The sequence below is a fragment of the Sphingobium jiangsuense genome (assembly GCF_014196495.1).
Lineage (GTDB): Bacteria > Pseudomonadota > Alphaproteobacteria > Sphingomonadales > Sphingomonadaceae > Sphingobium > Sphingobium jiangsuense.
Window position 1 is genome coordinate 101,005 of the sequence record NZ_JACIDT010000008.1, and the last position, 19,622, is coordinate 120,626.

Sequence of the window (19,622 nt, forward strand, 5' to 3'; positions counted from 1 at the left end):
TGAAACCGCCATGAGCCAGAGCGCCGACCTCGAAACGCGCCTCGCCCGCCTGGAGGCGGAGCGGGACATCGCAAGGCTGATCGCCGATCTGGGCCATGCCTTCGACGGCGGCCCTTCGGCGCAAGCGCTGCGCGGCCTGTTCACCGCCGACGCGGTTTTCGAGATCGACGGCTATGGCGTCCTGCGCGGCGCCGACGGGATCGCGCAGGGGGTGGCGGGCAATGCCGAAAGCGGCTTCCGCTGGACGCTGCACTATCTGGTCTCGCCCCGCATCGACCTTTCCGCCGATGGCGCGCAGGCCTCGCTGTCGTTCATGCTGTGGGAAGCGGCGACGGCGGCGAGCGGGCGCGCCTACTGGATCGGCGGCAGCTACACCGCGCGGGCGGTGGCCGGGGCGGACCGCTGGCGGTTCAGCCAACTGCGCCTCAACGCAGAGCTTATTTCCCATTATCCGGAGGGCTGGCACGACAAGCCTGATGCACTGGATCAGGCCTGACCGTCCCGCGCGCCCTCCCACCCTATCTGGAGTGGACAGTTATGCAGGAAACTATCGCAACCCTCGATCATATCCGGCGCTCCGTGCCGCAAATCCGCGAGGAGCTGGGCGTCGACCCGATCCCGGTCGGCGCGATCCGCGACCCCGCTATCTATGAGCTGGAAAAGGAACGCATCTTCAGGAAGGTGTGGCTGAAGGTCGCGACCGCGTGGGAGCTTCCCGATCCCGGCGATTACAAGGTCAAGGAACTGCCCGTCGCCGACACCTCGATCCTGATCGTGCGGGCGAAGGACGGGCGCATCCGCGCCTATCACAATGTCTGCACCCATCGCGGCAACAAGGTGGTGCCCAGCAAGGGCTTCGAAAGTTTCGGCCGGGCGCGGGCGAATGTCGTCACCTGCCGCTTCCATGGCTGGGTGTTCGGCACCGACGGCGCGCTCAAATCCGTGCCGATGGAGGATGCGTTCGGGCATCTCGACAAGGCGTGCCTGGGCCTGCGCGAAATCGCCTGCGACGAATGGGAAGGCTTCGTCTTCGTCAATTTCGATCCCGAACCGGCACAATCGCTGCGGGACTATCTGGGCGATTTCGCGACGCTGTTCGGCGGCTATCCCTATCGGGAATCGACCACCGCCTTCCGCTATTCGACGGTGCTCAAATGCAACTGGAAGGTCGCGCTCTACGCCTTTTCCGAAGGCTATCACGTGCCGACCATCCATGCCGGATCGCTGCCGGGCTTTCGCGGCATAGAGCATAGCGACTTCAAGCTGATCGGCCCGCATGCGTCCTCGACCATCTATGGCGCGGGCATGGATACGGCGCCGTCGACGGGGATATTCGCGGGCGTCCTGCACGGCAGCGACAGCCACGCGCCACGCCCCGACCTGCTGCCCGCCGACATCAACCCGAAGCGCCGGGGCGACTTCCAGTTCGAGCTGCCGAACATCTTCCCCAACCTGCTCATCCATCTCGCCTCGGGCTGCGGCTATCCGGGCCTGTCCTATTTCACCCACCAGTTCTGGCCGCTCGATCACGGCACCACCTTGTGGGAGGGGATCAATTATTTCCGCCCGGCCGCCAATGCCGCGGAATATGCGGCGCAGGTCCATGTCAACGCGCTGCACCGCAACGCCTGGCTGGAGGACACGGCGACGATGGAGGATACCTTCACCGGCATCATGTCGGGCGCGATCGACGACATGCAGCTGATGGATCAGGAATTCCTGATCCGCCACGCCGCCCTTACCCTCAACAGCTATCTGGCCGGAGACAAGCAATGACGAGTACCGATCCCACCCTCCTGCCCGCCGCCTTCGCCGATCTGGCGCCGCTGGCCGCCCGCTGGGCGCGGCCCACGGAGAATGAGCGCAACGCGGTGCGCCATGCCGCGACGGCGGGGGAGTTCGCCGCGTTCCACGACGCGCTGCTGCCGCGCCTCGACGCGCTGCTGACCTATCTGCGCGATTGTCCGCCCCGGCCGGAGGACCCGGCGCAGCGCAATGCGCTGATGCTGGCCTGCGCCTATGCCGAGGCCGCGCCGCATCATGAGCTTTATGGCGGCAGCAGCGAAGTGCCGTTCAGCTTCGACGCGCGGCGCTTCGTTGCCGACCATGGCGATGAAGCGCTGTAAGTCAGGTGGTGAGGAAATCGAGGACGGCCCGCGCGAAGGCGTCGGGCCGTTCGACATTGGAAAGATGCGCGGCGTCAAGCATCAGCAAGGCCGCCCCCTCGATACCCTGCGCCAGCGCCTCGCTGTGCGGCGGCGGGGTGGCGGGGTCGAGCGCGCCGCCGATCACCAGCGTCGGCCTGTCGATCAGCGCGACGGTGCGGCGCTGGTCCATGTCGCGGATCGCGGCGCAGCATCCGGCATAACCCGCCGGATCGGTGGCGAGCAGCATCGCGCGGATCGGCTCCACCGCCTGGGGGGCGAGGGCCGGGAAATCCGGCGTGAACCAGCGCGCGATCGAGGCTTCGGCCAGCGGCGCCATGCCATCCCGCAGCACGCCCTCGATCCGCCCCTGCCAGGCGGAAGGCGGCCCCATATGGGCCGAGGTGTTGGCGAGGACGAGGCGGTCTATCCGCTCCGGCGCATGGACGGCGAGCCATTGCCCGACCATCCCGCCCAGCGACAGGCCGCAAAAATGCGCGCGCCCTATGCCCAGCGCGTCGAGCAGCTCCACCGCGTCGCGCCCCAGCCGGTCCATCGAATAGGCCCCGGCGGGCGCATCCGACGCGCCATGGCCGCGCTGGTCGTAGCGCAGCACGCGAAAAGCCCGTGCCCACGCCGCCATCTGCGGTTCCCACATGCCGCTGTCGGTGCCGAGCGAGTTGGAGAGCAGCAGCAGCGGCGCGTCCTTCGGCCCGTCGAAGCGGCAGGCGATGCGGCAACCGTCGCCGGTGGTGATATACTGCGTCTCCATCACATCCGCTCCACCGCAAGGGCAAGACCCTGTCCGACACCGACGCAGAGAGTGGCGAGGCCGAGGCGGCCACCGCTCCTTTCCAGCTGGTGCACCAGCGTCATGGCGAGGCGTGCGCCGGACATGCCGAGCGGGTGGCCGAGCGCGATCGCGCCGCCATTGGGGTTGACCCGCGCATCGTCATCGGCCAGCCCCAGCCCGCGCAACACCGCAAGGCCCTGCGCGGCGAACGCCTCGTTCAGTTCGATCGCATCGAAACGGTCGAGCGTCAGGCCCAGCCGCGCCAGCAGCTTTTGCGTCGCGGGCACCGGGCCGATGCCCATGATGCGCGGCGGCACCCCCGCGCTCGCCATGCCGAGAAGGCGCGCGCGGGGGGTGAGGCCGTGGCGCGCGACCGCCGCCTCGCTGGCGAGGATCATCGCCGCAGCGCCGTCATTGACGCCCGACGCATTGCCCGCCGTCACCGTACCGCCGGGGCGGACCACGGGCTTGAGCCTCGCCAGCATATCGAGGCTGGTGTCGGGCCGGGGATGCTCGTCGGTGTCGACGATGCTCTCGCCCTTGCGGTGGGGGACCGCCACCGGCACGATCTCCCGCGCGAAGAATCCCGCCGCCTGCGCCGCCACCGCCCGCTGCTGGCTGCGCAGCGCGAATGCGTCCTGATCCTCGCGCGATATGGCGAAGTCGGCCGCGACATTCTCGCCCGTCTCCGGCATCGAGTCGGTGCCGTAGAGCGGCTGCATCGCCGGATTGACGAAGCGCCAGCCGATGGTGGTGTCATGGAGCGCGGCACTGCGCGACCAGGCGCTCTCCGCCTTGGCCAGCACGAAGGGCGCGCGGCTCATGCTCTCGACCCCGCCGGCGATCAGCAGGTCGGCCTCACCCGCGCGGATCGCCCGCGCCGCCGTCCCCACCGCATCGAGGCCCGAAGCGCACAGGCGGTTGACGGTCACGCCGCCCACGCTGTCGGGCAGCCCCGCGAGCAGCGCGCCCATGCGCGCGACATTGCGATTGTCCTCGCCCGCCTGATTGGCGCAGCCGAGGATCACGTCGTCGATCGCGGCCGGGTCGATGCCGCCACGCTCGACCAGCGCGCGGATCGGGATCGCGGCCAGATCGTCCGCCCGCACGGCGGCCAGCGCCCCGCCATAGCGGCCGATCGGCGTGCGCACGGCATCGCACAGGAACGCCTCGTTCATGCCGCAGCCACCTTCGCCGCGCTGATGTCGAGCGGCGCGGCCGTTTTCGCCACCACCTCGTCCACGCTCACCCCCGGCGCGGTTTCGAGCAGGGCGAGGCCGCCGCCGCCCTTGCGATCCACCGCGATCACCGCAAGGTCGGTGACGATCAGGTCCACGACGCCTCGGCCGGTCAGCGGCAGCGCGCAGCGCTCCACGATCTTGGGCGCGCCGTCCTTCGCCACATGCTCCATCACCACGACGATGCGCCTGACGCCCGCGACCAGATCCATCGCGCCGCCCATGCCCTTCACCATCTTGCCGGGGATGGTCCAGTTGGCGAGGTCGCCATTCATCGCCACCTCCATCGCGCCCAGCACCGCCATGTCGATATGCCCGCCCCGGATCATCGCGAAGCTGTCCGCCGAGGAGAAGAAGCTGGAGGTCGGCAGCGCGGTCACGGTCTGCTTGCCCGCGTTGATCAGGTCCGGGTCCGCCTCGCCCTCATAGGGGAAGGGGCCGATGCCGAGCATGCCGTTCTCGCTTTGCAGCGTGACGGTGATGCCCGGCGGCACATGGTTGGCGACCAGCGTCGGAATGCCGATGCCGAGGTTGACATAATATCCGTCGCGCAGTTGCTGCGCGGCGCGGGCGGCCATCTGGTCGCGGGTCCAGCTCATGGCTGCGTCTCCCTGGGCCGGGTGGTCAGCTTCTCGATCCGCTTCTCGTTGATGGTGGAAAGGACGATGCGGTCGACATAGATGCCGGGGGTGTGGATGCAGTCGGGGTCGAACGCGCCTGCGGGCACGATCTCCTCGACCTCGGCCACCGTCATCTTGCCTGCCGTCGCCATGACCGGGTTGAAGTTGCGCGCGGTCTTGCGGAACATCAGATTCCCCGCCGGGTCCGCCCGCCATGCCTTGATGATGGAGAGGTCGGCGCGCAGCCAGGTCTCGCGCACATACTCCTCGCCCTCGAAGCGCTCCACCGGCTTGCCCTCCGCGACCAGGGTGCCGACGCCGGTTTTCGTATAGAAGGCCGGGATGCCCGCGCCGCCTGCGCGGATGCGCTCGGCCAGCGTGCCCTGCGGGTTCAGTTCCAGCTCCAGCTCGCCGGAAAGATACTGGCTCTCGAACAGCCTGTTCTCGCCCACATAGGAGGCGATCATCTTCTGGACCTGCCTGCTTTCCAGCAGCATCCACAGGCCGAAGCCGTCCGCCCCCGCATTGTTGGAGATGACGGTGAGGCCCGTCACCCCCGATGCGCGGATCTCCGGGATCAGGCTTTCCGGATTGCCCGAAAGACCGAAGCCGCCCGACATGATCGTCATCCCGTCGAACAGCAGGCCGTCCAGCGCGGCGAAAGGGGTGGGATATATCTTCTGCATGCCGAACCCGCCGCCCACTCCTATGCCTCGGCCCGCACGCGCGCCGAGAAATGCTCCTCGTCCGAGACTTCCGCCCGCTGCAACTCGAAATCGAACGCGATATAGGCGCTGTCGCCCTGACGGTTGGGAACCGGCAGCAGCCCCTCGCGGGTGGCGAAGGCGAAATCGTCTCCGGCGAAGGGATCGTCGCCGAAATTGATCTGCGTGGTCAGCGTGCGATAGCCGGGCGCCTCGACGAAGAAATGCACATGGGCCGGACGATTGCCATGGCGGCCCAGCGCCTTCATGAAACGGTCGGTCGGGCCGCCGGGGGGCACGCTGTAGCCGCTCGGCATGCGCGAATGAAAGGCATAGCGCCCGTCCGGCCCGATCCTGATGCGGCGGCGGTTGTTGAACGGCGATTGCGTGCCGGTCGGGTCGAAATGGGAATAGAAGCCCTTCGAATTGGCGTGCCACACATGCAGGATCGCGCCTTCCACCGGCTCGCCGTCGGGACCGGCGACGCGCCCGTTCATATAGAGCGTGTCGGTGTCGTCCGCGTCGTCGGTCAGATTGGCCTCGCCCTCGACCAGCGGCGCGCCCGCGACATAGAGCGGCCCTTCGATCGTGCGCGGCGTGCCGCCGCTGCGCCCGGCCTCGGCATCGCGCGCGTCCATCACCAGATCCATGAAGTGCTCAAGGCCGACGCCGGGGACGATCAGCCCGAATTCATCGCCGCTGTCCTGAAAATATTTGATCGCGGCCCAGAATTCGCTCTCGCTGACGTCATGCTTGACGATCGCCTTCATGATCGCCTCGACCAGATCGCGGGTGATCGCCTTGAGCCGCGCGTCGCCCGCGTCGCTCTCGACCCCGCTCGCCCGGTCCAGCAGCGCCTGCACTTCCGGCGTTTGTACGAAATCCTCAGTCATTTCACCTCTCCATGAAACAATATGGAACATTTCAGCGATCATCTTCATGGATCGACGACGGATGGCGGCAGAGCGCCGTCACGCGGATGTCCATGAAGGGATAGAGCGGCAGGCCGGTCAACAGGTCGTGCAGCTCGCCATTGTCGGCGACGTCGAAGATGCTGACATTGCTGTACCGGCCGACGACGCGCCAGATATGGCGCCATGTCCCGGCGCGCTGCAATTCCTGAAAGCGCGCCTTCTCCGCCGCCTTCAGCTGCTCGAATCGCGCCGGATCGACATCCGGCGGCACGTTCACATCCATTTCTACCTTGAAAAGCATGGGTCAGGCCGTCTGTGCTGAGGGAAGGGAGAGGGTGGCGCGCGCCGCGTCCCGGCGCAGGAAGGCGACGCGGTCCTCGTCCAGCGCGACGCCCAGCCCCGGCGCCGTGGGAACCTCCAGCGAAAAATCGCTGTAATGAAGAGGCGTCGCCAATATCTCCTCGGTCAGCAGCAGCGGGCCGAAGAGTTCGGTGCCGAAGGGCAGGGCGGCGAAGGTCGCGAACAGATGGGCCGAGGCGACGGTGCCGACGCCCGCCTCCAGCATCGTGCCGCCGTAAAGGCCGATCCCGGCGGCGTCCGCGATCGCCTGCACCTGCCGGGCGGCGGACAATCCGCCCGATTGCTCGATCTTCACCGCGAACACATGGGCGGCGGCGTGCACCGCCAGATCATAGGCGCTTTCCGGTCCGTTCAGCGCCTCGTCCGCCATCACCGGAATGCGCGCGCGGGCCGACAGGCGCGCCATGCCAGCCCGGTTGTGGCGCGATATCGGCTGCTCGACCAGATCGCACCCGATATCGGCCAGCATCTCGATGCCGCGGATCGCGGTGGTTTCGTCCCACGCCATGTTGACGTCGACGCGCACCGACGCCCGATCGCCCAGCGCCCGCTTGATCGCGGCGACATGGGCGACATCCTCGTGGAGGCGGCGCTTGCCGATCTTCAGCTTGAACGCATTGTGGCGGCCGCGCTCGATCATCGCTTCGGCCTCCTCTATGTCGAGCGCGGTGTTGCCGCTCGCCAGCGTCCAGAGCACCGGCAGGCGGTCGCGCACCCGGCCGCCGACAAGCTCGCTCACCGGCAGGCCGACCCGCTGGCCCTGCGCGTCGAGCAGCGCCGTCTCGATCGCGCTCTTCGCGAAATGGTTGCCGGCGATATGGGCGGCCAGCCGCGCCATCGCCCCGGCCGGGCGGGTCGCGTCGCATCCCGCCAGCAGCGGCGCGAAATAGGTGTCGATGGCGAGCTTGATGCCTTCCGGGCTTTCCGGACCATAGGAAAGCCCGCCGATGGTGGTCGCCTCGCCGATACCGACGATACCGTCAGAGCAATATAGGCGGACGAGGCACAGCGTCTGGCTGTGCATCGTCGCCATCGCCAGAACATGCGACCGGATTGTCGGAAGATCGACAAGAAAAGCTTCGATCCGTTCAATTTCAACCATCGCGCACCTCATCTCTCCTACGCCAGCGGATACTCTCGCGGCGCGACGAGCGGAAAGATTGAGTGGGTCCGATTTCATACCTCTTGGGTATGAAAGGCAATCAGGCCCCTCGCGCGGAGCCGGCTATGGCTTATGCGCCTGCGCGGCGATCCGTGCCCATGGGTTCGGATCGGGTTCGGCGATCTTCGTCAATGTGTTCGTGTCGCGATGCAGGAACGGCGCGGTGCGGCCGCGCACCATCAGGCTCGTTTCGGACACATAGGTCCAGGAACCGTCGGCGTTGAAATCGACTTCGATCCGGTAGGAATCGGTCCGAAAAGCCAGTTCCAGGAAGGTCGTCGAGCAGATGCCGTATTCGGTCTGCCCGCGTTCGGCCCTGAGCGTCAGCTTCGTGGCGTCCGGTTCCGCATGCCCGGCGGCGATCGCGATCTGTCCTCGCGGGATCGCAAGGGTCTGGAGGACGAGACCGGTGGCGGGCTCCCAGAGCCAGTAGCCCAGCTGGTCGTGAAAGGCGATCTGCTCTTCGGTGGTATTGATGTGGACATGGTAGCGCAGGCCGTAAAAGAGCTGCGGTCCGTTGGTCTGCGCGTCGATCGGCTGCATCTCGATTCGCTCGTAATATTCGCGCCGTTCAGGACCATCGGCCTTGGGGTTGAGGTCGACGCCCCGGTGCCCCTCCCATATCCCGGCGAGACGCCGCAGCGGCCCCAGATTGGCGAGCGTGTCCGGGCTGGCATCGGGTTCCGTGAAGATGTCGGCGGGTATTTCCATCAGGTCCTCCTCTGTGCCCGGCCAGCGCAAAGCCCGCCTGCCATGGCATGGGCGCCAGATTGCACCATCGCCGTCAGGGTGGCACGGGAAAAGTGATCCGGCTGCAATGATGGTTTTCCCGCGATGAAATGGCGATGCGGTGAGCGGCTAATGCAAGCGCGATTCGGATAGCTTCCCGGCCCCCGACCCGTCACCTTGCGGGCAACATCGCGTGGGGAAGGGGTTCCAATGGCCAGAAACATGCATCCGCTTCACAGGAAGAATCAGTTCAAGCTCGGCACTTTCTCGTCCAACTGCTCCAGCGGCATGTCGATCACCAATGTGCCGGAACGCTGGGACGCGAGCTGGGACAATAATCTGGCGCTCGCCCGCATGCTGGACGATGCGGGCATCGACTTCATGCTGCCGGTGGCGCGCTGGATCGGCTATGCCAATGCGGGCGACAGCAATTTCCAGGGCCATGTGCTCGAAACCCTGACATGGGCGGCGGGACTGCTCGCCGCGACCCGGCGGATCAGCGTGGTGTCGACCGTGCATGTGATGGCGTTCAACCCGGTGGTGGCGGCCAAGCAGCTCGCGACGATCGACCAGATCGGCCATGGCCGCTCCGGCCTCAACATCGTCGCCGGGTGGAACGCCCCGGAAATGGCGGCGCTGGGGCTGGACCTGCCGGACGGGCACGATGTGCGCTACGCCTATGCGGAGGAATGGTTCGAGATCGTTCGGCGGCTATGGTCGTCAAAGGAGCGCTTCGATTTCGACGGCCGCTTCTTCAAGCTGAAGGACGTGCATGCCGACCCGCTGCCCTATGACGGCCTGCCGCCGGTCATCAACGCGGCGGGATCGAAGGAGGGAAGGGACTTCGCGGTCAGGAACGCGGATTTCCTCTTCACCCCCGCGATCGACCTCAGGCGCTCGGCGGAGGAAACGGCGGAGCTGAAGGCGCTGGCGGAGAGCCGGGGGCGGTCGGTCGATCTGCTCACCTTCTCCCATGTCGTCTGCCGTCCGACGACGAAGGAGGCGGAGGACTATGTCCACTATTTCGGCTTCGAGCATCGCGACATAAAGACGCTCGACCGGGTGATCGAGCTGCAATTCGCGCATGCACAATCCTTCCCGCACGACCTGCTCACGCTGATCCGCGATCGCTTCGCGGTCGGCCATGGCGGCTACCCGCTGGTGGGCACGCCGGAGCAGGTCGCCGACGGCATCTGCGCGATCCGGGAAGCGGGGTTCAGCGGCACGACGCTGTCCTTCGTCGACTATGCGCGCGAATTCCCCTATTTCCGCGACGAGGTGCTCCCCATCCTCGAAGCGCGCGGCCTGCGCGCCGGCAGCCATGAGGAAGAGCTGGTGATAGAGCAGGTCGGCTAGCGGATCGAGGGCGCCGCCGCCCGTCAGCTCAGGTCGAGGATCATCTTGCCCCGGTTGCTGCCGTCGAACAGCCGCATGAACGCCGGATAGGCGTTGTCGATGCCCTTTTCCACATGCTCGTCGAAGCGCAGCTTGCCCTCGGCGATCAGCGCGGCGATGGCCTTGCTGCCCTCCGGGAAGCGATCGACGAACTCGCTCACCAGATAGCCGCGCATCGTCGCCGTCTTGACGATCAGCTGCCAGATGTTGCGCGCGCCATAGGACTCGCCATTATATTCGGAGATCAGCCCGCACAGGATGATCCGCGCATAATGGTTGATGTGGAGCAGCGTCGCGTCGAGGCAGATGCCGCCGACATTCTCGTAAACCAGATCGATCCCTTCCGGACAGGCGGCGGCGATATCGGCGGAAAGCGCCTCCACATCCTTGCCGCGATAGTCGATCGCCGCGTCGAAGCCGAAATGGTCGATCAGCTTGCGGCACTTGTCCGCCCCGCCCGCGATGCCGACCACCCGCGTGCCGCGCAGCTTCGCCAACTGGCCGACGCAGGAGCCGACCGCGCCCGCGGCGCCGCTCACCAGCAGCGTCTGCCCCGCCTGCGGCTGCATCACCTCGCTGACGCCGAACCAGGCGGTCAGGCCCACCGCGCCCATGGCGGAAAGGTAGAGTGTCGGCGAGGGCACCTGCGACACGTCGATCGGGTGCATATAGGCGTTGGGCGTGACGAGGCTGTATTCCTCGATCGCGTTGAGGCCCATCACCCAGTCGCCGGGCTTGAAGCGGTCCACCCCGCTGGCGATCACGGTGCCCACGGTCGAGGCGCGCACCGCGTCGCCGAGCGCGACGGGCGGCAGATAGCTCGGCCTGTCGTCGAGCCAGCCCCGGATCGCCGGATCGAGCGACACATAATGGTTGCGCGTCAGGATCTGCCCCGGACCGGGGGCGCCGATGGCGACCTCCTCCAACCGGAAATCGCTTTCCTTGGGCAGGCCGTCGGGACGGGCGGCCAGAACGAAACGGCGGCCTGTAGTCGGTGTATCGGTCATGATCCTATCTCCCCGAAGTGCCCGACGCCCAGTCGCGCGTCTGGCTGAAATCCGCGCCGGACCGGCCGGACAGGTGGATCAGCGGCATATCCTGCAATATGCCGTCGCTCGCGGGGTCCTTGCGCGCCCAGTCGATCAGCTCGCGCCGCCGCTGGATCGCCCAGCGCCCGTCGCGATGGCTATATTCGTCGATATAGCGGCCCGCCATCAGCAGGTCGTAAGGCTCGCCTTCCTCGACCAGCCGGTGCCAGGCGAAGAAATAGACCTCGCCCGTCGCGGTGCCGCCGTCCGCATCGACATCGAGGTCGATCTGGCCGAGGATATGCTGGCTCCCTTCCAGATTGGCGAGGAAGCCCTGCGCGAAATCGGTATAGGCGCGGGCATCGCCGCGCAACAGCCCGCAATCCACATCGGCGTCGGCGTGGAAGGAGGACAACTGCAACCCGTGGTCGAGCCGGTCCTGCCCGCGCATATAGGCGTGGATCGCCCTGGTGATGTCCCGCCGCGCGACGAGATCGCGCACTTCCCTTTCCATGTCCATCACGCTCTCCTGTTCCTTGTTGCTTGCCGCCCGGTCATTTCCAGAAGCGGTAGACCGGATCGTCCGGCCCCTGTTGCCCGCGCAGCGGCAGGGCGGCGACGAGGCCGTCCTCGTCCCCGGCGACGGGCTGTTGCAGCGTCCAGTCGCAGACGAAATGGCGCTCGGCGAATTTCCACACGCCATCGCGGCGCGAGAAGCGGTCGATATAGCGGCCGCCGGTCAGCACGCCTGTCCGGGCATCGCCTTCGCCGCCGATCGTGACGGCGGCCACGGCGTAGGATTCGCCGATCGCCTCGTCGCCGTCTATCTCGAACCACTGGTTGGCGGTCGAGTGGAAGGCCTGTTCGAAACTGTCGCGCACGATCTTGCAGATCTCCACCGCGAACGCCTGCCCATTGCCGTTGAACGCGCCGCTCGTCACCACGCTGTCCTCATGGAACAGGGATTTGAGCAGCGCCTCGTCAGTGCGGTCGACGCCCCGGCAATAGGCGGCGGTCAGCGTCGCGAGCTGCTGGGTGGAGATGGTCCGGTCGATCAGGTCGGGGGAGGGGGCGTTCATGGCGGGGGCTTCCTTGCGGGAGGAAAAGGCGGCGGCGCAGGCGCTGGCGAGCAGCGCCATGCCGGGGTCGGCGCGGCCATGGCCGCCGGTCGGGAAATGATGGGCGAACTCTCCGAGCGGCGGCGGCGCGAAGCTGCCCTCATGGCTCAGCGGCACGTCGAGCACATAGCGGCGATGGGCGATCTTCCACACGCCCTCGCGCCGGGTGAAGCGGTCGAGATAGCGCCCGCAGATCAGCCTTTGGCGCGGGGAGCCGTCGTCGGCGGGCGCCGCGGCATAGGCGGTGACATAGGTTTCGCCCAGCGCCTCGTCCTCGCCGGTCTGCCGGATCCAGCTGTGCGCGGCGCGGTGCAGGGTGATCGGCCCGCCGCTCTGCGCTGTGGCGAGGATCGCCGCCAGTTCCGAGGCGGGGCCGGTGAAGAAGCCGTAGTCGACCCCGGCATCGCCATGATAGCATTGGGCGATCGTCCCCGCATCGGCGCGATCGACCCCGCGCCCATGCTGGGCGAGCAGCTTGCGGATCGCCTGAACGGCGGCGACTTCGGCAAGGGCGGTGGCGGTCTGCTGGTCCATCGCTCAGGCTCCCGCCGCGCCGGAGAGCGGGGCGCTGTTGCCCATCGCCACGCGCCCGGCGACGCGCCCGAAATAGGAGCCGGGGCCGAGGCTCATCCCGCTCGCATAGCTTTTGCCGCAGCGGGGGATATGCGCGGTGCACGCGCCCGCCGCATAAAGGCCGGGGATGACCGCGCCCTTGCCGTCCAGCACCTGCGCGTCGGAGGTGATCTTGAGCCCGCCCAGCGTGATGTAGAGATAGTTGGAGCGGTTGAACGAGATGTCGAACGCCGCCCACGGCCCCTTGTCCAGCGGCTTCAGCCAGTCGGGATGCTTGTTGAACAGGGGATCGCGCCCCTGGGCGGCGTGGCGGTTATAGCTCGCCATCGTCCGCGCCAGCGACCCGGAGGGCAATTCCAGCCGGGCTTCCATTTCCTCCACCGTCTCGAACCCGTCGATCAGCTCATGATGGGCGGTGGTGATTTCCGGGTAGGCGAAGATATCCGCATCGACGATCAGAAAGGCCCGCTGGCCCGGCTGCTCCATGATGAAGGAGGCGGTGCGGCCATGATAGCTGTCCTCGGCGACGAAGCGCTGGCCGAGCGTGTTGACGATGATGCCCTTGATCAGCTGGCCCGGCGGGTAGATGGAGGCGGTGGCGATCATCCCGTCCATGCCGGAGGTCGCCGCGCCCGCCGCCGTGCCCAGCAAAATGCCCGACCCGTCGGTATAGGGCGTGCCGAGCGGCTCGGCGGTGTCGGGCAGGCCGGGGAAATATCGGGCGAGCATCTCCTTGTTCACGCCGAAGCCGCCGGTCGCGATGACGACGCCGCGCCGGGCGCGATAATATCTGTCCTGCCCGGTCTGGCGGATGGCGACGCCCGCGGCGCCGCCTGCCTCATCGACGATCAGCGCGGTCGCGATGCTGTCATGGCTGGCGCGCACGCCTTCCTCCTCGCAGCGGGCGAGCAGCGGCGTCATCGCGCCCGCGCCGGGGCTTTCGCCCGCCATCTGCACCTGATGCCCGCGCGGCACCGGCGTGGCGATGTCGCGGAACGGCCAGACCTTCTCGTTGCCGGTGCTCATCAGCCCCTCGGTCGAGAGGATGAACACCGCCTTGTCGGGATAATAGCTGCGCTCGAACGGGACGCCCTGAGCCTCCATCCAGTCGAAATGCGCGACATTGTCGTCGCAATAGCGGCGGATGTGGTTTGCCTGCTCCATCCCCATCGAGGCGACCATGAAGCGGTACATATTCTCGGCGCTGTCGTCATAGCCCGCCGCCTGCTGCACCGCCGTGCCGCCGCCGAAATAGAAGAGGCCGGAGGACAGCGCGCTCGACCCGCCGCCCGCGCTCGCGCGCTCGATCACCAGCACGTCGCCGCCCGACCGCCGCGCCTCCAGCGCCGCACAGGCCCCGGCGATGCCATAGCCGATGACGATCACGTCGGCCTCGTCGTCGAAAGCGGCGATATCGCCCAGCGGCACGGTCTTGCTCATGATCCTCTTTCCTTTGCCGCCCTGCTGGCGCGTATCGATGCGCGGACAGTTGACCCGGTTCGGGCGTTCGCGAACACTGGCAATAATGAGAGGGCGCGCCCCTATGCCCTGCGACCGCGTCTCAGCGCGTCAGATAGCCGCCCTCGACCGCGAGGCTGTGGCCGGTCACATAGCTGGCCGCGTCGGAGCACAGCCATGCGCTCGCCTCCGCCACTTCCTCCGGCTTGCCGAAGCGGCCGAACAGGCTGAGCGCCGGGGCGAACTGCTCCTCGGTGAAGCCGGTGGCGTCGAGCGCGCCGCGCAGCATCGGCGTGTCGATCGCGCCGGGCAGCACCGCGTTCACGCGGATGCCCCTGGGCGCATATTCGAGGCTGCCGGTCTTGGTCAGGCCGATGACGCCATGCTTGGCCGCGACATAGGCGGCGTTATGGGGCTGCGGCCGCACCGAGCTGACCGATCCGACATTGACGATCGACCCCGGCGAGCCCTGCGCCAGCATCTGGCGGATCTCATATTTCATGCACAGCATGACGGAACGCAGATCGACGTTCAGCACCTTGTCGAATATCGCCATGTCGGCTTCGGCAATGGGCAGCGTGTCGGGGGTGATCGCCGCATTGTTGACCGCGCAGTCCAGCCTGCCGAACGCCGCCACCGTGGCGGCGACCAGCGCCTCGACCTGATCCTCTTGCGCGACGTCGCACAGCACGGTTTCGGCGGTGCCGCCCTCGGCGCGGATCCGGTCGCGGGTCGCCGTCGCGGCGTCCCCGTTGATGTCGGAGACGACAACCTTCGCCCCGCGCGCGGCGAGCAGGCGGGCGGTCGCCGCGCCCATGCCCATCCCTGCGCCGGTGACGATGGCGACCTTGCCCGCGAGGCTGACCTGATCGGCGTTCATGGCTTTGCTCCTTGCGCGATCCATTTGCGGAATGTGTCGATCTTGTCCTGCGTCAGCGGCGGCGCGCCGAACGGCATGCGCGCGCCGATGCCGCCATGCTGGTCCTGCGTTCCTTCCAGCTTCATGATCAGATAGCTGTTGTCCGGGTCGCCGGGAATCACGCGGGTCAGCGTGGCGACTTCGGTGGATTTCACATTGACGAGGCTGGCGATCGCCTTGCCCGGCACCAGCGACATATTGCCCGCCTCCTGCCCGGTCAGGTGGCAGGTGGCGCAGCTGCTCTGCAATATCGGCGCGATCTCGCTGGCGAACAGGGAAGGCTCTTCGGGGGCGGAAGATTGCTCCCCGCCGCCGTCCTTGTCCTTCGGCGGCTGCCCCGAACAGGCAGCCAGCGCGAAGGCGGTCATCATCATCAGTACCGAAACGGTCAGCCGCATCAGGATTTCACCGCATGGTTGGCGGCGATATAGCCGAAGGTGACCGCCGGACCGATGGTGCCGCCCGCGCCCAGATAGGCCTGCCCGGTCGGGGACGCGACGCAGTTGCCGGCGGCATAAAGGCCGGGGATCGGCTCGCCCCGCGCGGAGACGACCTGCGCATGCTCGTTGATCTGCGGCCCGCCCGCCGTGTCCAGCGTGCCGGGGGCGAGGACGACGCAATAATAGGGGCCGCTCTCGGCAAAGGGGTGCATGACGGTGTTGGGATAGGGATTGGGCGGGAATTTCGTACCCTCGCGCCGGGCCGAGAACAGCAGGTGCCATTCGCGGTCGTAGAGATATTTGCCGCGGTCGAATTCGGGATCGACCCCCGCTTTCGCATAATCGTTGAACTTCGCGATGGTCGCCTTCGCATTGGCCGCGAAATCGGGGGCGAGGCGGACGCCGCCGGTCCGGCCTTCCCAGCCCTTGATCTGCGCGGCGATCTTGCCGAACAGCTCGTCCCAGCTCGCGCCTTCCAGCAGATGCGGCTGCTCGCTCTTCTTGACCGGGAACGGGAAGGCCCCGCCGAACGCGTCGATCGAGCGTTCGTCGAACAGCATGAACATCAGATGGTTGGGATATTCCTCATGCGCGGGATCATAGGGGAAATGCGCCTGCGTGCGGTCGTTATAGTCGCGCTTCTCGTTGACGATGCGCTTGCCATATTTGTTGACGAGGATCATCGAATCCCCCGGCAGCACGAAGGCGCCCAGGCCCACGCCGCGATTGGCGAGCGCCTCGCCCAGCACGACCTGACTGCGCCAGGCGAGGCTGAGGTCACCCATCATCGCGCCCGCTTCCTGCGCCAGCGGGATGAAGTCGCCGGTCGATCCGGGCAGCGAGCAGGAACCGTAGACATAGGGCTGGTGCGTGTTGCACAGCTCGACATTGTGCGAATAGCCGCCGGTGCCGAAGACGACGCCCTTGTTCGCCTTGATGCGCAGGGTCTTGCCGCCCTGCTCCGCCTCCACCCCGATCACGCGGCCTTCCTCATTCCGGAGGATGCGTGTGACCTTCGTGTCGGTCATCACCGGGATGTTCTTCTGCTTGAGGAAGGCGTGGAGCTGGGTGGCGAGGCTGCCGCCGCCCTCCGAGGAGCCGGACCCCACCGCCGGTTCGAGCGCGCGGCCGGTCGGCACCTTGTTCTCCGGCAGATGGTCGGCATAGTCGGGGGCGGGGCGGTCCACCTGGAACAGGCGGAACTGCTTGAACTGGACGGCGCCGATCTCGCGCAGATGATCGACCGCCGCCGCGCCATGGTCGTAAAAGGCCTCCGCCACCTTGTAGCGGCGCTCGTCGAGGCCGAGGGTCGGGCTGGCCGGGTCGTAATGGCGCGGATAGCCGTAGCGGACCATATATTTGAGCGCGTCCGCCTTGGGATCGGCTATGCCCTGTTCGCGCAGGATGAAATGGTTGAAGATCCAGCAGACGCCGCCCGATTTGGCGGTGGTGCCGCCGAGGATCGGCATCTTCTCAAGGACGATGGCGCTCGCGCCCGCCGCCGAGGCCGTCACGGCGGCGGAGCTGGCCGCCGCGCCGCTGCCGACGCAGACGAGATCGGCTTCGCGGTCCCACGCGCCGTCCGCCGCGCCGCCGGTCGAGGTGCGGCTGCACGCGCCCGTCACCGCCGCGGCGGCCACCACGCCCGCGCCCGCGAGCAACTGACGCCTGCCAAGACCCTTATTCTCCATCGATCCTTCCTCCCATTCCATGCCTGTGCGGTTTGCCCGAACCTGCCCGGCCCCGAACCTGCCCGGCCAGGCTTGCGGCAGGCAAGCTATCACTTCTGATATAAATGGCGGGCGGTGGCCGATCGCGCCGGATCGGCCCCCGCCCGCCCTGTATTTCCCTGTCGGTGCGGCTGTTCAGGCGAGGCGCGCGGCCTCAGTCGTGGATGCCGCACATGTCGTTCAGCCGCTCGTGAAACGCCTGCACGCGCTTTTCCTGATTGGCGAGCAGGCCGCCGGTATAGCCGCGCGAATGCAGCCCCTCCTGCTGGCCGATGGCGACGCTGAGATCCTGATCGGCGACGTCGCCCAGCGACCTAGTGCCGAAGATCACCGTCTCGCGCTCGACCGCCTCGAACGGGGTCGGCCCCATCGGCCCGATCACCACGTCGCTGTCGCCGATGCGGTGCGCCATGAACCAGTGGTCGAAGATGCAGCGTTCGGGGTCGGTCGGATGCGGTTCGGACCGCAGCAACTGCACCCCGTCCGGCCACATGGTGAAGGTCAGGTTGGGGAACAGCGTATAATGGTGGAAGTCGACAATCTCGCTGTCGCCCATGCCGTCATAATGGGGATAGCCCCTGGCCCGGCCCAGCTCGCGCTTCTTCGCGATGATCGCGGCGCGGGTCTGGCTCGCGCGGCCCTCGAAATCCTTCGGGTCCAGCTCCCAATATTCCAGCGCCTGCGCCAGCGGCATTTCGAGGATGTCGGCGGTGTCGTAGCGCCCCGAAGGCTTCAGCCCGCGCATGATCATGCGGTTATGCCCGTCGGGATAGATTTCGAAGATCGTGTCCTCCAGCGAATCGTCGATCACATTGGCGATCTGCGGGTGCAGCGTCGGCAGGTGATAGGATTCGTTGAAATTGTCGCGGATGATCTTCCAGTTGCAGGGCACGTCGGATTTCAGCGCCATCACGCGCGTCATCCTGTCCATGCCCCATTGCTCCATCTGCCTGCCGACCGGGCCGAGCCAGTCCGCCAGCGACGCGGCGTCGCGATCCATGGTGAACCAGACGAAGCCGCCCCAGACGGCGCAGGGGATTTCCTCCAGCTTCGTCCTGCCGCAGGGATTGCCGCCGGGGAAGTCGTCCGGATCCTGCGCGTGGATGAGCGTGCCGTCGGGCGCATAGCGCCAGCCATGATAGGCGCAGGTGAGGAAGGGCGAGCCGCCCACCTCGGTCCAGGCGAGGCGATAGCCGCGATGCTTGCACGCATTGTAGAAGGCGCGGACGGAGCCGTCCTCCTGCTTCAGCATCACCACCGACTCGCGGCCCAGATTATGGGTCAGGAAATCGCCCGGCTCCTCCAGGTCGGCGACCATGCCGCCGATATGCCAGACCTTCGTCCACACATGATCCCATTCGGCCTGCGCCCAGCGCCGGCTGTAATAGCGTTCTCCGGTGATCGGGTCGCCGCGGACGGGGGGATCATAATCTCCGACCTGACGGCCAAGCAGGGTTTCGACGGTCATGGCGCGCTCTCCAGATTTTATATAGTTGAACGATCGACTAAATATATTCCGACGGGTTGCGGCTTGTCAATTCCTTGGGCATAGGGGCTGGATGGCCGGAAAAGCTGAAAACCTAGCGGAAATGACAGGTGCCGAAGCATCCCTGCCCGCACCTCCGCGCATCGACCGGCGCCGCGCCCCGGAAACGGCGGCGAAGATATTGGACGCGGCCGAGTCGCTCTTTTCGCTGCGCGGCTTCTACGGCGTCTCGCTGCGCGACATCGCCGGCGCGGCCAAGGTGCAGGTCGCGCTCACCCATTATCATTTCGGGTCGAAGGAAGCGCTGTTCCGCGCGGTGGTCGACCGCCGCGCCGACGAGCATGTGCGCTGCCTCGCCGAGGCGCTCGATCAGGCGCTGACCGTGCAGGGCAGCCGCACCGAGCGGCGCAAGGCGATCATCCGCGCCTTCATCCTGCCCATCGTCGAGCGGACGATGCGCGGCGGGCCGGGGTGGAAGCATTATATCCGGCTGATGGCGCAGATCGCCAACGCGCCGCAGCAGGAGGACTACACCGTCCCCTTCGGCCAGCATTTCGACGATCTGGTGCAATCCTACATCGCCGCGCTGAAAGACCTCCACCCGGATATGGAGGAGGGCAAGGTCTATTGGTGCTTCTTCTTCTATCAGGCGATGATCACCCATATCCTCGCGGAAAGCGGGATGCTCGACCGCCAGTCGGGCGGCCGCTTCCATTCCAGCGACCTCGACGCAATGGTCGAGCAGATGGTCGATTTCGTCTCCGGCGGTTTTCTCGGTCTGGGCGCGGGGCCGGATTGAACGCCCTAACAT

At 66.9% G+C, this 19,622-nt stretch carries 21 protein-coding genes; 5 read left to right on the forward strand and 16 right to left on the reverse strand.

The window, feature by feature from the left end; translation table 11 throughout:
* Positions 1-10: 10 nt before the first annotated feature.
* The 3 genes from GGR43_RS12420 to GGR43_RS12430 are packed head-to-tail and all read left to right on the forward strand — an operon-like array spanning position 11 to position 2,126.
* On the forward strand, positions 11-496 hold the full coding sequence (locus GGR43_RS12420) for a nuclear transport factor 2 family protein (RefSeq protein ID WP_188072288.1): 486 nt from the start codon (positions 11-13) through the stop codon (positions 494-496).
* Positions 497-537: 41 nt separating this feature from the next.
* Positions 538-1,776: an aromatic ring-hydroxylating oxygenase subunit alpha gene (locus tag GGR43_RS12425; protein WP_188072289.1), complete on the forward strand. Its 1,239-nt coding sequence runs from the start codon at positions 538-540 to the stop codon at positions 1,774-1,776.
* Positions 1,773-2,126, forward strand: coding sequence for a hypothetical protein (locus GGR43_RS12430; protein ID WP_188072290.1), 354 nt, complete (start codon positions 1,773-1,775; stop codon positions 2,124-2,126). The genes GGR43_RS12425 and GGR43_RS12430 overlap by 4 nt, the downstream gene beginning before the upstream one ends.
* A gap of 1 nt (position 2,127) precedes the next feature.
* Here the strand turns inward: GGR43_RS12430 and pcaD are convergent, their stop codons facing one another.
* From pcaD to GGR43_RS12470, 8 genes are all read right to left on the reverse strand, one after another.
* Complete coding sequence (pcaD, locus tag GGR43_RS12435) at positions 2,128-2,916, reverse strand: 3-oxoadipate enol-lactonase (protein ID WP_188072291.1); 789 nt, start codon at positions 2,914-2,916, stop codon at positions 2,128-2,130.
* Positions 2,916-4,115 carry a 3-oxoadipyl-CoA thiolase gene (gene pcaF, locus GGR43_RS12440; protein WP_188072292.1) on the reverse strand — a complete coding sequence of 400 codons (1,200 nt, stop codon included), beginning with the start codon at positions 4,113-4,115 and terminating at the stop codon, positions 2,916-2,918. Before pcaF ends, pcaD begins: the two co-directional genes overlap by 1 nt.
* Positions 4,112-4,774, reverse strand: a complete 663-nt coding sequence (locus GGR43_RS12445) for a 3-oxoacid CoA-transferase subunit B (protein ID WP_188072293.1) — start codon at positions 4,772-4,774, stop codon at positions 4,112-4,114. The genes pcaF and GGR43_RS12445 overlap by 4 nt, the downstream gene beginning before the upstream one ends.
* The gene (locus GGR43_RS12450) at positions 4,771-5,481 is read right to left on the reverse strand and encodes a CoA transferase subunit A (RefSeq protein WP_188072294.1); all 711 of its coding nucleotides are present in this window, start codon (positions 5,479-5,481) and stop codon (positions 4,771-4,773) included. The genes GGR43_RS12445 and GGR43_RS12450 overlap by 4 nt, the downstream gene beginning before the upstream one ends.
* Positions 5,482-5,501: 20 nt before the next feature.
* Positions 5,502-6,392: a dioxygenase family protein gene (locus GGR43_RS12455; RefSeq protein WP_188072295.1), complete on the reverse strand. Its 891-nt coding sequence runs from the start codon at positions 6,390-6,392 to the stop codon at positions 5,502-5,504.
* A gap of 31 nt (positions 6,393-6,423) precedes the next feature.
* On the reverse strand, positions 6,424-6,714 hold the full coding sequence (catC, locus tag GGR43_RS12460) for a muconolactone Delta-isomerase (protein ID WP_188072296.1): 291 nt from the start codon (positions 6,712-6,714) through the stop codon (positions 6,424-6,426).
* Positions 6,715-6,717: 3 nt separating this feature from the next.
* Positions 6,718-7,875 carry a muconate cycloisomerase family protein gene (locus GGR43_RS12465; protein ID WP_188072297.1) on the reverse strand — a complete coding sequence of 386 codons (1,158 nt, stop codon included), beginning with the start codon at positions 7,873-7,875 and terminating at the stop codon, positions 6,718-6,720.
* A gap of 123 nt (positions 7,876-7,998) precedes the next feature.
* On the reverse strand, positions 7,999-8,646 hold the full coding sequence (locus GGR43_RS12470; protein ID WP_223177431.1) for an FABP family protein: 648 nt from the start codon (positions 8,644-8,646) through the stop codon (positions 7,999-8,001).
* Between the two features lie 228 nt (positions 8,647-8,874).
* Here GGR43_RS12470 and GGR43_RS12475 point away from each other — a divergent pair, with 228 nt between their 5' ends.
* Positions 8,875-10,020 (forward strand): LLM class flavin-dependent oxidoreductase, encoded by a 1,146-nt coding sequence (locus GGR43_RS12475; protein ID WP_188072298.1) that lies wholly within the window; start codon positions 8,875-8,877, stop codon positions 10,018-10,020.
* 23 nt (positions 10,021-10,043) lie between these two features.
* Here GGR43_RS12475 and GGR43_RS12480 read toward each other — a convergent pair whose 3' ends face one another.
* The 8 genes from GGR43_RS12480 to GGR43_RS12515 form a co-directional block, all read right to left on the reverse strand.
* Complete coding sequence (locus GGR43_RS12480; RefSeq protein ID WP_188072299.1) at positions 10,044-11,066, reverse strand: NADP-dependent oxidoreductase; 1,023 nt, start codon at positions 11,064-11,066, stop codon at positions 10,044-10,046.
* A gap of 4 nt (positions 11,067-11,070) precedes the next feature.
* Entirely contained in the window at positions 11,071-11,607 is a 537-nt protein-coding gene (locus GGR43_RS12485; protein WP_188072300.1) for a nuclear transport factor 2 family protein, read from the reverse strand.
* Between the two features lie 34 nt (positions 11,608-11,641).
* The gene (locus GGR43_RS12490; protein WP_188072301.1) at positions 11,642-12,739 is read right to left on the reverse strand and encodes a nuclear transport factor 2 family protein; all 1,098 of its coding nucleotides are present in this window, start codon (positions 12,737-12,739) and stop codon (positions 11,642-11,644) included.
* Between the two features lie 3 nt (positions 12,740-12,742).
* A complete protein-coding gene (locus tag GGR43_RS12495) occupies positions 12,743-14,218 on the reverse strand; it encodes an FAD-binding protein (protein ID WP_188072302.1) in 1,476 nt (491 codons plus the stop codon).
* A gap of 121 nt (positions 14,219-14,339) precedes the next feature.
* A complete protein-coding gene (locus tag GGR43_RS12500) occupies positions 14,340-15,116 on the reverse strand; it encodes an SDR family NAD(P)-dependent oxidoreductase (RefSeq protein WP_188072303.1) in 777 nt (258 codons plus the stop codon).
* Entirely contained in the window at positions 15,113-15,553 is a 441-nt protein-coding gene (locus tag GGR43_RS12505; protein ID WP_188072304.1) for a hypothetical protein, read from the reverse strand. Before GGR43_RS12505 ends, GGR43_RS12500 begins: the two co-directional genes overlap by 4 nt.
* On the reverse strand, positions 15,553-17,286 hold the full coding sequence (locus GGR43_RS12510; RefSeq protein WP_188072305.1) for an FAD-dependent oxidoreductase: 1,734 nt from the start codon (positions 17,284-17,286) through the stop codon (positions 15,553-15,555). Before GGR43_RS12510 ends, GGR43_RS12505 begins: the two co-directional genes overlap by 1 nt.
* A 193-nt stretch (positions 17,287-17,479) precedes the next feature.
* The gene (locus GGR43_RS12515; protein WP_188072306.1) at positions 17,480-18,793 is read right to left on the reverse strand and encodes an aromatic ring-hydroxylating oxygenase subunit alpha; all 1,314 of its coding nucleotides are present in this window, start codon (positions 18,791-18,793) and stop codon (positions 17,480-17,482) included.
* A gap of 121 nt (positions 18,794-18,914) precedes the next feature.
* Between GGR43_RS12515 and GGR43_RS12520 the strand changes: the two genes are divergently transcribed.
* Positions 18,915-19,610, forward strand: coding sequence for a TetR/AcrR family transcriptional regulator (locus GGR43_RS12520; RefSeq protein WP_188072307.1), 696 nt, complete (start codon positions 18,915-18,917; stop codon positions 19,608-19,610).
* The last annotated feature ends 12 nt before the right edge of the window (positions 19,611-19,622 follow it).

What these genes read in the sequence shown, in the direction of transcription:
- GGR43_RS12510 (WP_188072305.1), bottom strand. Translation starts at nt 17,286, where the DNA reads ATGGAGAATAAGGGTCTTGGCAGGCGTCAGTTGCTCGCGGGCGCGGGC.
- GGR43_RS12505 (WP_188072304.1), bottom strand. Translation starts at nt 15,553, where the DNA reads ATGCGGCTGACCGTTTCGGTACTGATGATGATGACCGCCTTCGCGCTG.
- GGR43_RS12450 (WP_188072294.1), bottom strand. Translation starts at nt 5,481, where the DNA reads ATGCAGAAGATATATCCCACCCCTTTCGCCGCGCTGGACGGCCTGCTG.
- GGR43_RS12455 (WP_188072295.1), bottom strand. Translation starts at nt 6,392, where the DNA reads ATGACTGAGGATTTCGTACAAACGCCGGAAGTGCAGGCGCTGCTGGAC.
- GGR43_RS12465 (WP_188072297.1), bottom strand. Translation starts at nt 7,875, where the DNA reads ATGGTTGAAATTGAACGGATCGAAGCTTTTCTTGTCGATCTTCCGACA.
- GGR43_RS12430 (WP_188072290.1), top strand. Translation starts at nt 1,773, where the DNA reads ATGACGAGTACCGATCCCACCCTCCTGCCCGCCGCCTTCGCCGATCTG.
- catC (WP_188072296.1), bottom strand. Translation starts at nt 6,714, where the DNA reads ATGCTTTTCAAGGTAGAAATGGATGTGAACGTGCCGCCGGATGTCGAT.
- GGR43_RS12495 (WP_188072302.1), bottom strand. Translation starts at nt 14,218, where the DNA reads ATGAGCAAGACCGTGCCGCTGGGCGATATCGCCGCTTTCGACGACGAG.
- pcaF (WP_188072292.1), bottom strand. Translation starts at nt 4,115, where the DNA reads ATGAACGAGGCGTTCCTGTGCGATGCCGTGCGCACGCCGATCGGCCGC.
- GGR43_RS12420 (WP_188072288.1), top strand. Translation starts at nt 11, where the DNA reads ATGAGCCAGAGCGCCGACCTCGAAACGCGCCTCGCCCGCCTGGAGGCG.
- GGR43_RS12470 (WP_223177431.1), bottom strand. Translation starts at nt 8,646, where the DNA reads ATGGAAATACCCGCCGACATCTTCACGGAACCCGATGCCAGCCCGGAC.
- pcaD (WP_188072291.1), bottom strand. Translation starts at nt 2,916, where the DNA reads ATGGAGACGCAGTATATCACCACCGGCGACGGTTGCCGCATCGCCTGC.
- GGR43_RS12490 (WP_188072301.1), bottom strand. Translation starts at nt 12,739, where the DNA reads ATGGACCAGCAGACCGCCACCGCCCTTGCCGAAGTCGCCGCCGTTCAG.
- GGR43_RS12480 (WP_188072299.1), bottom strand. Translation starts at nt 11,066, where the DNA reads ATGACCGATACACCGACTACAGGCCGCCGTTTCGTTCTGGCCGCCCGT.
- GGR43_RS12520 (WP_188072307.1), top strand. Translation starts at nt 18,915, where the DNA reads ATGACAGGTGCCGAAGCATCCCTGCCCGCACCTCCGCGCATCGACCGG.
- GGR43_RS12425 (WP_188072289.1), top strand. Translation starts at nt 538, where the DNA reads ATGCAGGAAACTATCGCAACCCTCGATCATATCCGGCGCTCCGTGCCG.
- GGR43_RS12475 (WP_188072298.1), top strand. Translation starts at nt 8,875, where the DNA reads ATGGCCAGAAACATGCATCCGCTTCACAGGAAGAATCAGTTCAAGCTC.
- GGR43_RS12445 (WP_188072293.1), bottom strand. Translation starts at nt 4,774, where the DNA reads ATGAGCTGGACCCGCGACCAGATGGCCGCCCGCGCCGCGCAGCAACTG.
- GGR43_RS12515 (WP_188072306.1), bottom strand. Translation starts at nt 18,793, where the DNA reads ATGACCGTCGAAACCCTGCTTGGCCGTCAGGTCGGAGATTATGATCCC.
- GGR43_RS12485 (WP_188072300.1), bottom strand. Translation starts at nt 11,607, where the DNA reads ATGGACATGGAAAGGGAAGTGCGCGATCTCGTCGCGCGGCGGGACATC.
- GGR43_RS12500 (WP_188072303.1), bottom strand. Translation starts at nt 15,116, where the DNA reads ATGAACGCCGATCAGGTCAGCCTCGCGGGCAAGGTCGCCATCGTCACC.